Genomic DNA, 9,825 nt, shown 5'->3' on the forward strand with positions numbered 1-9,825 from the left:
GCGGCGATCCTCCCGCTCGAAGGTTAACGAACGGTGCTCGCCCGGTGAACACTCGCGGCGAGCTGCCCAGGGAGCCACAGTAACGGTCTGTGTCCGCTCTCGCGCCACCCTACGCTGGGACCATGGACTCGACGCAGTTGGCGATCGTCGCCCTCGTCGTCGGCGCCCTCATCGGCGGAGGTGTCGCCGCGCTGATGCTCTTCGCCGTGCGCACCCGCGATCGCGTGCGGGTCGAGTCCTCCGTCGAACTGCCCGACGGCGCCCGCGCGGTGCTGCAGGGGATGGATGAGGCGGCCGTGGTGGTGGATGCCTCGCTGCAGATCGTCGCCGCGTCGGCGCCCGCCGAACTGTTCGGGATGGTCGAGGGATACTCGCTCCCCGGCGATGAGCTGCGGACCCTCGTGCGCACCGCGCGACGATCGGATGCCGCCGAGACCGGCACCCTCCGCCTTCGGCGCGGCGTGGAGATGCGCCTCGTCTCGGCGCGTGCGAGCGTCATCACGCCGCGCCTGACCCTCATCGTCATCCGCGACATCACCGAGCACGAGCGCGTCGAGGAGATGCGCCGTGACTTCGTGTCGAACACCAGTCACGAGCTGAAGACGCCGGTGGGCGCGGTCACGCTCCTCGCCGAGGCGATCGACTCCGCCGCCGATGATCCCGATCAGGTGCGGCACTTCGCGTCCCGCCTGAGCGCGGAGGCGGCGCGCCTCGGTCAGCTCACCTCGCGCATCATGAACCTCTCCCGTCTGCAGTCCGCCGACGACCTCACCGAACTGCGTGACGTCTCGGTCGACGAGGTGGTCGCCGCGGCGATCGAGTCGCAGGCGATCCCCGCCGATGCGGCCGGCATCGCCGTTTCGCGCGGCGGTGACCGCGGCGCGTACGTGCGCGGCGACGTGCAGGTGCTGACCGAGGCGATCGCGAACCTCGTCGCAAATGCGGTGGCGTACTCGTCGCGGGGCTCGCAGGTCGGTGTCGGCGTGAGGCGGCACGACGGCGTCGTCGAGATCGCGGTCACCGACCGGGGTATCGGCATTCCCGAAGGCGAGCAGCAGCGCGTGTTCGAACGGTTCTACCGCGCCGACCAGGCCCGGTCGCGCCGCACGGGCGGGACGGGGCTGGGCTTGTCGATCGTGAAGTACGCCGTGCAGCGGCACGGCGGCGAGGTCGACCTGTGGTCGCGTCCGGGACGCGGCTCTACGTTCACCGTGCGCCTTCCCGCGATCGCCGCGCCCGAGGGCTCGGCTGACGACCGTCGGAAGAAGAAGAAGTCCAAGAAGAAGAGCACCCGCACCACCACGCGGGTAAAGGGAGAGTCCGCATGACCCGCGTTCTGATCGTCGAGGACGAACCCGACCTCGCCGACCCGCTCGCCTACCTGCTGCGTCGGGAGGGGTTCGACGTGGAGATCGCCGAAGACGGGCCGTCCGCCGTCGACGCCTTCGCGGCGCGCGGGGCGGACATCGTGCTGCTCGATCTCATGCTCCCCGGGGTGCCGGGGACGGAGGTCTGCCGCGTCATCCGTGCGACCTCGAAGACGCCGATCATCATGCTGACGGCCAAAGACTCGGAGGTCGATATCGTGGTCGGCCTCGAGCTCGGCGCCGACGACTACGTCACGAAGCCGTACTCGTCACGCGAGCTGTTGGCGCGCATGCGTGCCGTGCTGCGGCGGACGGCGACCCCCGACATCGAGGTCGAGGAGCGCATCGTCGACGGCGGACGAGTCGTCATCGACATCGACCGGCACACGGTCACCGTCGACGGTGCGGTGACCCCGATGCCGCTCAAGGAGTTCGAGCTGCTCGAAGTGCTCATGCGCAACGCCGGGCGGGTGCTGACCCGCGGCCAGCTGATCGACCGCGTGTGGGGGAGCGACTACTTCGGCGACACGAAGACGCTCGACGTCCACATCAAGCGCATCCGCTCGCGCATCGAGGAGAACCCCTCCGAGCCGGCGATGCTGCTGACGGTGCGGGGGCTCGGGTACCGCTTCGACGCCTGAATCGCTGCAGGAGGTGAGCCGTTGCAGGAGACCTGCGCGGCGGCATCCGTCGCCGGGTCAGTCGGCCGGGACGAAGTCGGTGAGGTAGGGTAGCGTGCCGTCGAGGACGGGCACGGAGTGGACGACGCCTTCGCCGTCGCCGGACTGGAAGCTCATCTCGACGTCGTTGCCTGCCTGGCCGTCGAAGTCGGAGAGCAGCAGCGGCTCGGCGCCGTCGAAGCCGAGGCTGAGGCTCGTGCGCGCGGGAACGCGCAGGCTCGCCGTCTTGCCGTCGATGCCGACGACGATGCGCTGGGGCTCGTCGGTGTCGTTGATGAGCGCGGCGATGAAGTTGGCGGCCGTGCCCTCGTCATTCGTGACGAGGAGGGCGTTGCGGACCTTCACCGGTCCGGAGTCGGGAATGTTGACGCCGTCGGCCGCCGAGTACTGGATCGTCGTCGCCTGCGGGGAGATGATGCTGCAGCCGGTCGCGCCCAGCAGGACGGCGGCGGCGAGGGCGACGGGCGCGAGGCGGCGCGTGTTCACGGGTCCTCCTGGGAGAGTGCGGCGAGTGGCCGTCGATGACGGTGCGTCACCATTCTAGGGTGCGCGCAGAGCCCGTCCGCGGCGCGTCGCTGCCGGTCAACCGGCGAACCTTAGCGTATGTCGCCTGTGGTATCCTTGAGGTTGCCGAAAGGACATAACTGCATGCTTTTTGAGGTTGGCGAGACGGTCGTCTATCCGCACCACGGCGCCGCGACGATCATCGAGGTCAAAGACCGGATCATCAAGGGCGAGACCAAGAAGTACCTGAAGCTGAACGTCACGCAGGGCGATCTCATCATCGAGGTCCCCGCGGACAACGTCGATCTGGTCGGCGTTCGCGACGTGATCGGCAAGGACGGTCTCGAGCGCGTTTTCGACGTGCTCCGCGCCGCGTTCACCGAGGAGCCGACCAACTGGTCGCGCCGCTACAAGGCGAACCTCGAGAAGCTCGCCTCCGGTGACGTGATCAAGGTCTCCGAGGTCGTCCGCGACCTGTGGCGCCGCGATCAGGACCGTGGTCTCTCTGCGGGCGAGAAGCGCATGCTCGCGAAGGCACGCCAGATCCTCGTCTCCGAGATCGCCCTCGCCCTGAAGGCCGACGAAGAGCACGCCTCCGGCGTCCTCGACGAGGTCCTCGCGAGCTGACGCTCCCGGCATCCGTTTGCGGGTGCGCCATGATGGCACTCATGAGTGCTCCTTCCACGACGAAGACGTCGCCGGATCTGGCCGGTCGTGACCTCACGCTCGATCTCGCACGCATCGTATGCGTGCTGCTGGTGATCGTCATTCATCTGCTCCAGGTGGGCATCGGGCGGGGGCCTGACGGCGCGCTCGTCACGTCGCGCCCCGCAGAGGAGCAGTCGTGGTTCGACGCGGCGACGTGGGTCGGGCAGGTCATGCCGCTGTTCTTCGTCGTCGGAGGATTCGCGTCGGCGGCGGGGTGGGAGTCGTGGCGGCGGCGCGGTGGGGATGCCGCGGGATTCGTCCGCACGCGAACGCTCCGACTCGCGCAGCCCGCGTGGCCGCTGTTCGTGTTCTTCGCCGTCGTGCTGAGCGTCGCGGTGCTGATCGGAGCCCCCTCCGATCTCGTGGCCGCGGCGGCGGTCGGCGCCGGGTCTCCGCTGTGGTTCCTCGCCGCCTATCTGCTGTGCCAGGCGCTCGTACCGCTCATGGTCGGCCTGCATGCGCGCGCGCCGCGTGCGACGGTGCTCGGGCTGCTCGCCGGTGTCGTCGCCGTCGATGCCCTGCGCTTTTCGACCGGCATCTCCGAGATCGGTCTGCTGAACCTGCTGTTCGTGTGGCCCCTCGCCCAGCAGCTGGGGTTCTGGTACCGCGACGGCTGGTTCGCGCGGCGCAGTGCGCTCGCCCTCGTCGCGATCGCGGCGCTCTGCTATGCGCTCCTGTGGCCGCTGACGGCATGGGGGCCGTACTCGACCTCGATGCTCGGCAACCTCAACCCGCCCACGCTGCCCCTCGTGCTGCTCGGCGTCGCGCAGGCGTGCATCCTGTGCCTGCTCCGCCCGGCGCTCGAGCGCGTGATGCGGGTGCGCTGGGTGCGCGGCTTCTCGTTCGTGCTCGGCTCGAGGCTCATGACGATCTACCTCTGGCATCTCCCCGTGATCCTCGTCATCACGGGGCTCACGCTGCTGATCCCCGGCGCCGCACCGGAGCCGGCATCCCCCGCCTGGTGGTGGTCGCGCCCGCTGATGTTCGTCGTGGTCCTCGCGGCCGTCCTCGCGCTCTCGCTGCTGATCGCGAGGTGGGAGGCCCTCGGCACGCTGGGCGCCACCCCCGCCCCCGGGGTCGTCGCTCTCGCGTGGGCGTGCGCGTTCATCCCACCGTTCGTCGTCATGGAGTGGTTCCTGAGCCTCGGGAGCGCCGTCCTGGGGGCGGTGCTCCTCGGTGTCGCGGTGCTGCTCCTGCGCCACCGCCGGTTCGCGCGTCAGCCCGTCGCGCAGTCGGTAGGGTCGCAGGCATGACCACCGACGCCCTCATCCCGGTTCCGCATCTCGCGATCATCGTCGTGGCGGCCGGCGCAGGCACCCGTCTCGCATCGGGATCACCGAAGGCGTTCGTCGGTCTCGACGACCACACGATCCTGCGCCACGCGCTGGACGGCGTGTTCCGCGGCCCCGTCGCGCAGGTGATCGTCGTCGCGCCCGCCGCGCGCGTCGGCGATGCGCTCACCGACGCGCTCGCCGCCGCGGGGGAGCGCCGCGACCTCGTGACCGTCGTCGCCGGCGGCGAGACCCGTCAGGAGTCGGTCGGCGCGGGCCTGGGTGCCGTCTGGCCCGACGTCGAGCGCGTGCTCGTGCACGACGCCGCCCGCGCGCTGACGCTGCCCGCGGTGTTCGAGCGCGTCGTCGCGGCGCTCGAGAGCGGGCACGACGCCGTCCTTCCGGTGCTTCCGGTCGTCGACACCATCAAGCGCGTCGAGGCCGACGCCGTCGTCGAGGCCGTCGACCGCTCGACGCTCGCCGCGGCCCAGACGCCGCAGGGGTTCCGCCGGAGCGTGCTCGACGCCGCGTATGCCGCGGCATCCGCCGACCACACCGACGACGCGGCGCTCGTGCAGGCCGCCGGTGTCGAAGTGTGGACCGTGCCCGGCGACGAGCGGGCGTTCAAGATCACGACGCCCGCCGATCTCGAGCGCGCCCGCGCGCTGCTGGCGCCGGCGTCCGCCGCCCCGTCGCCCGCGCCCCGGTCCGTCGCCCCACGCGTCGGTGTCGGCACCGACGTGCACGCGTTCGGCGGCGACGGCGACCTCTGGCTCGCGGGTCTGGACTGGCCGGGTGAACGGGCGCTGTCGGGGCACTCCGACGGGGATGCCGTGGCGCACGCGATCGTCGATGCGGTGCTCGCCGCGGCGGGGCTCGGCGACATCGGCACGCACTTCGGCACGGATCAGCCGGAGTACGCCGGGGCGCACGCGGCGGCGTTCCTCGCCCGCACGCGGACGCTCATCGCAGAGGCGGGCTTCACGATCGGGAACGTGTCGGTGCAGGTGCAGGCGAACCGCCCGCGCTTCGCGGCGCGACGCGGGGAGGCCGAGGTCGCTCTCAGCACGGCGCTCGGCGCTCCCGTCACGGTATCGGCGACAACGACCGACGGCCTCGGGTTCACCGGCGCCGGCGAGGGCGTTGCGGCGTTCGCCGTCGCGGTCGTCTACCCCGCCTGAGCCTGCCCGTCACGCCTCGACGGCGTACGGTGCGGGATCGCGCGGACGCCGCGACCCCCACGCGAGGAGCGTCAGCCCCGCGGCCAGCACGAGGAGGCCCGCCACGGCGAGCGGCGAGAGGTGCTCACCCAGGACGAGGATGCCGAGGAGCGCGGCCGTCAGGGGTTCGGCGAGCGTGAGGGTCGCCGCGGTCGCGGCGGACAGTCCCTGCAGGCCCCAGGTGAACAGCACGTAGGCGACCGCGATCGTCGTGAGGCCCAGCCACAGGGCCATCGCGACACCGCGCGCGTCGTCGAGCCACGAGATGTCGACGAAGGGCAGTGCGAGGGCGCTGACGAGCGCCGAGCTCGCCCCCATCGCGCCGACCACCGTGAAGGCATCCCACCCGGCATCCAAGAGGCGCCGCTGCGCGTTGGCGATCACCGCGAACGACGCTCCCGCCCCGATGGCCGCGGCCACCCCGACGGGGTCGGTGCCTCCGGCCGTACCGCCCCCGCCGATGCCGAGGAGCACCACCCCCACGGTCGCGAGCGCGGTCGCGCCGACCCACGTGGGAGTGGGGGGACGCCGGGTGAGCGCCCACTCGAGCAGCCCCGCCAGCACCGGCGCCGAGCCGAGCGCGATGACGGTCGAGACCGCGACGCCGTTGCGGGCCGTGCCGAGGAAGAAGAGCGGCTGGTACACCGCGAGGCACACGCCGGTCAGCGTCATCAGCAGGAGCGGGCGGATGCCGAACCGCGGGCGATCCGTGCGAACCTTCGTGGACGCCGGAGGCGCGCTCCCGGCACGCCGCCGACGGTGCGCCGTCCCCAGCGTGAAGGCGAGGAGTGCGAGCCCGGTGCCGCCGAGGACCATGCGCACGACGCCGACCGCGAGGGGCGTCGTGCCGTCCGGCCCGAGCGCCTGTGCGGTTCCCGTCGTCCCGAAGAGCACGGCGGCGGCGAGGACGGCGATCACGGACAGCACTCTTCAGGTCTAGCGCAGATGTGTTTCCCGAAACGAACCGGGCCCGCCGGTAGGCTGGTGAGGTGACGGTCCGGCTCTACGACACCCAGGCTCAGGCGTTGCGCGACTTCGCGCCGCTCGATGAGAAGAACGTCACCATGTACGTGTGCGGACCGACGGTGCAGTCGGGGCCCGGCATCCATCACCTGCGCGCGGCGCTCGCGTTCGACCTGCTGCGCCGCTGGCTCGCCCGCACGTACGGGCGCGTCACCTTCGTCCGGAACGTCACCGACATCGACGACAAGGTGCTGCAGAACGCGACCGCGGCCGAGCCGTGGTGGGCGCTCGCCTATCGCATGGAGCGCGAGTTCTCTGCGGCGTATGCCGCCATCGGCATCCTCGCCCCGACGTACGGGCCGCGCGCGACAGGGTCGATCCCGCAGATGCAGGAGCTCATCCAGACGCTCATCGACGCCGGTCACGCCTACGCGCAGGACGGCGACGTCTACTTCGACGTCCGGTCGTGGCCGGCCTACGGATCGCTCACGCATCAGAGCGTCGACGCCATGGAGCCCTCCGCCGACAGTGCGGAGCGCGGCAAGCGCGATCCGCACGACTTCGCGCTCTGGAAGGCCGCCAAGGACGACGAGCCCGCCGACGCCGTCTGGCCCTCTCCCTGGGGCCCTGGCCGCCCCGGCTGGCACATCGAGTGCTCCGCGATGGCGCGCCGCTACCTCGGCGCCGAGTTCGACATCCACGGTGGCGGCATCGACCTGCGCTTCCCGCACCACGAGAACGAGCTGGCCCAGTCGACCGCCGCGGGCGACGCCTTCGCACGGTACTGGCTGCACAACGGGCTCGTGACCGTCGGCGACCAGAAGATGTCGAAGTCGCTCGGCAACTTCCTGCTCGCGGGCGACGTGCTCGCCGACAACGACCCGCTCGTCGTGCGCTACGCGCTCGCCGCCGCGCACTACCGCTCCTCTCTCGAGATCACCCCGAAGACCTTCTCCGAGGCGGAGTCCGCCGTCGGACGCATCCGCACCTTCCAGGAGCGGGCGGCGCGGGTCCTCGGCACGGCGACGCCGCTCGTCGCCGCCGACCTGCCGGCCGCGTTCGCCGCTGCGCTCGACGATGACCTCGGGGTGCCGCAGGCGCTCGCCGTCGTGCACGAGACGGTGCGGGCGGGGAACGCCGCGCTGGATGCCGGAGACACGGATGCCGCGGCGCGCGCGCTCATCGAGGTGGGGCGGATGACCGGCATCCTCGGTCTGAACCCCGCCGATCCGCAGTGGCAGGACGGCGGAGACGCCGCAGAGACGCAGGCGCTGGACTCTCTCGTCCGGACGCTCATCGCGCAGCGCGCCCAGGCGCGCGCCGACAAGGACTGGGCCGGTGCCGACCGCATCCGCGACGCGATCGCGGCGGCGGGCATCGCCCTCGAAGACGGTCCCTCGGGGACCCATTGGAGTGTGAACCGTGGCTAAGCCGGGCAATCCGTCCGCGGGCAAGGGCAAGAAGAAGGGCCCCACGAAGGGCACCGGCGGGAACGGGCGCAAGGCGCTCGAGGGCCGCGGGCCGACCCCGAAGGCCGAGGACCGCAGCTGGCACGTCGCCGGCAAGCGCAAGGCGGCCGCCGAGCGTTACGCCGCGGCGGGCGGCAAGGGACGCCCGGGCGGGGCGAAGGGGCAGGGGTCGAATCCGAACCGCTCCGGCCGCGCGAAGGCCGGCGACGACACCGAGAACGTCACGGGGCGCAATTCGGTGCTCGAGGCGCTGCGCGCCCGCATCCCCGCGACCGCGTTCTACATCGCGCAGCGGGTGGAGATGGACGATCGCGTCAAGGAGATGCTGTCGATCGCGACGCAGCGCGGCATCCCCGTCATGGAGGTCACGCGCCCCGAGCTCGACCGCATGGCCGGTTTCGACGGCGTGCACCAGGGCGTGGCGCTCAAAGTCCCGCCGTACGAGTACGCGCACCCGCAGGACCTTCTCGAAGACGTCATCGCCCGCGGGCAGACGCCGCTGTTCGTCGCGCTCGACGGCGTCACCGACCCCCGGAACCTCGGCGCCATCATCCGCTCGACGGCCGCCTTCGGCGGGCAGGGCGTCATCATCCCGCAGCGCCGGTCGGCGGGGGTGAACTCCGCCGCGTGGAAGACGAGCGCCGGCGCTGCCGCGCGCGTTCCCGTCGCGATGGCCCCGAACCTCACGACGACGCTCAAGGAGTTCAAGAAGCAGGGCGTGTTCGTCCTGGGTCTCGACGGCGGGGGAGACGTCGCGCTTCCGACCCTCGAGCTCGCCGACCGTCCCGTCGTCATCGTCGTCGGCTCCGAGGGCAAGGGGCTCTCGCGTCTCGTGACCGAGACGTGCGACCAGATCGTGTCGATCCCGATCTCGTCCGCCGCAGAGTCGCTCAACGCCGGCATCGCCGCATCGGTCGCGCTGTATCAGGTCTCGACCATCCGAGCCGCGTCCGAGTAGGCATCCGCAGCACAGCATCTTCCGCAAGCCGTCCGAAGGGGAGCATCATGTCGAACATCGCCGTCATCGGGGGCACCGGCTACGCCGGTCGCCACATCGTCGCCGAGGCCGCCGCACGCGGGCACAACGTCCTCTCGGTGTCGCGGAAGGTCGCCGCCGACCGCGTCGAGGGCGTCGCGTACATCGAGGGCACGATCCTCGACGTGCCGAGCCTGCTCACCGAGCTGCAGGGCGTCGACGTCGTCGTGGTCGCCGTCTCGCCGCGCGGCGAGATGGAGGGTCTCGTCCGTCCCAACGTCGAGGCGCTGAACGCGACCCTCCCCGAGACCGTGCGCCTGGGCGTCGTCGGCGGTGCCGGCGGAAGCCTCGTCGCCCCCGGTGGACCGCGCCTCGTCGACGCCGGGTTCCCCGACGAGTTCAAGGCCGAGGCGCTGGAGGCCATCGGCATCCTCGAAGATCTGCAGAGCGAGGACGAGGGCCGTGACTGGTTCTACATCCATCCCGCCGGCGGTTTCGGCGCGTGGAACCCGGGGGAGCGTACGGGCGAGTACCGCGACGGCGGAGATGTGCTCGTGACGGATGCCGAGGGCGAGTCGTTCATCTCCGGTGCGGACCTCGCGGTCGCGGTCCTCGATGAGATCGAGAGCCCGAAGCACACGCGCGAGCGCTTCACCGTCGGCTACTA

At 71.4% G+C, this 9,825-nt stretch carries 10 protein-coding genes; 8 read left to right on the forward strand and 2 right to left on the reverse strand.

Going from position 1 to position 9,825, the window contains the following annotated elements; all coding sequences use genetic code 11:
- Window positions 1-122 precede the first annotated feature (122 nt).
- Entirely contained in the window at window positions 123-1,328 is a 1,206-nt protein-coding gene (locus tag AC3ENQ_RS07760; RefSeq protein WP_431803298.1) for a sensor histidine kinase, read from the forward strand.
- The gene (locus tag AC3ENQ_RS07765) at window positions 1,325-2,008 is read left to right on the forward strand and encodes a response regulator (RefSeq protein ID WP_431803300.1); all 684 of its coding nucleotides are present in this window, start codon (window positions 1,325-1,327) and stop codon (window positions 2,006-2,008) included. The genes AC3ENQ_RS07760 and AC3ENQ_RS07765 overlap by 4 nt, the downstream gene beginning before the upstream one ends.
- Before the next feature lie 57 nt (window positions 2,009-2,065).
- Here the strand turns inward: AC3ENQ_RS07765 and AC3ENQ_RS07770 are convergent, their stop codons facing one another.
- A complete protein-coding gene (locus AC3ENQ_RS07770) occupies window positions 2,066-2,533 on the reverse strand; it encodes a DNA modification methylase (RefSeq protein ID WP_431803302.1) in 468 nt (155 codons plus the stop codon).
- A 162-nt stretch (window positions 2,534-2,695) separates the two neighbouring features.
- Here AC3ENQ_RS07770 and AC3ENQ_RS07775 point away from each other — a divergent pair, with 162 nt between their 5' ends.
- The 3 genes from AC3ENQ_RS07775 to ispD are packed head-to-tail and all read left to right on the forward strand — an operon-like array spanning window position 2,696 to window position 5,711.
- The gene (locus tag AC3ENQ_RS07775; protein ID WP_336625283.1) at window positions 2,696-3,178 is read left to right on the forward strand and encodes a CarD family transcriptional regulator; all 483 of its coding nucleotides are present in this window, start codon (window positions 2,696-2,698) and stop codon (window positions 3,176-3,178) included.
- Between the two features lie 41 nt (window positions 3,179-3,219).
- Window positions 3,220-4,512: an acyltransferase family protein gene (locus AC3ENQ_RS07780; protein ID WP_431803305.1), complete on the forward strand. Its 1,293-nt coding sequence runs from the start codon at window positions 3,220-3,222 to the stop codon at window positions 4,510-4,512.
- Complete coding sequence (ispD, locus tag AC3ENQ_RS07785; RefSeq protein ID WP_431803307.1) at window positions 4,509-5,711, forward strand: 2-C-methyl-D-erythritol 4-phosphate cytidylyltransferase; 1,203 nt, start codon at window positions 4,509-4,511, stop codon at window positions 5,709-5,711. Before AC3ENQ_RS07780 ends, ispD begins: the two co-directional genes overlap by 4 nt.
- A 9-nt stretch (window positions 5,712-5,720) precedes the next feature.
- Here the strand turns inward: ispD and AC3ENQ_RS07790 are convergent, their stop codons facing one another.
- Window positions 5,721-6,677, reverse strand: a complete 957-nt coding sequence (locus AC3ENQ_RS07790) for a DMT family transporter (RefSeq protein WP_431803309.1) — start codon at window positions 6,675-6,677, stop codon at window positions 5,721-5,723.
- Between the two features lie 62 nt (window positions 6,678-6,739).
- Here AC3ENQ_RS07790 and cysS point away from each other — a divergent pair, with 62 nt between their 5' ends.
- The 3 genes from cysS to AC3ENQ_RS07805 all read left to right on the forward strand — a co-directional run.
- The gene (gene cysS, locus AC3ENQ_RS07795; protein WP_431803311.1) at window positions 6,740-8,143 is read left to right on the forward strand and encodes a cysteine--tRNA ligase; all 1,404 of its coding nucleotides are present in this window, start codon (window positions 6,740-6,742) and stop codon (window positions 8,141-8,143) included.
- On the forward strand, window positions 8,136-9,140 hold the full coding sequence (gene rlmB, locus AC3ENQ_RS07800) for a 23S rRNA (guanosine(2251)-2'-O)-methyltransferase RlmB (protein ID WP_431803313.1): 1,005 nt from the start codon (window positions 8,136-8,138) through the stop codon (window positions 9,138-9,140). The genes cysS and rlmB overlap by 8 nt, the downstream gene beginning before the upstream one ends.
- A gap of 47 nt (window positions 9,141-9,187) precedes the next feature.
- A partial coding sequence (locus tag AC3ENQ_RS07805; RefSeq protein ID WP_431803315.1) for an NAD(P)-dependent oxidoreductase occupies window positions 9,188-9,825 on the forward strand: 638 nt, incomplete at its 3' end.

This window comes from Microbacterium sp. bgisy203 (assembly GCF_057706945.1).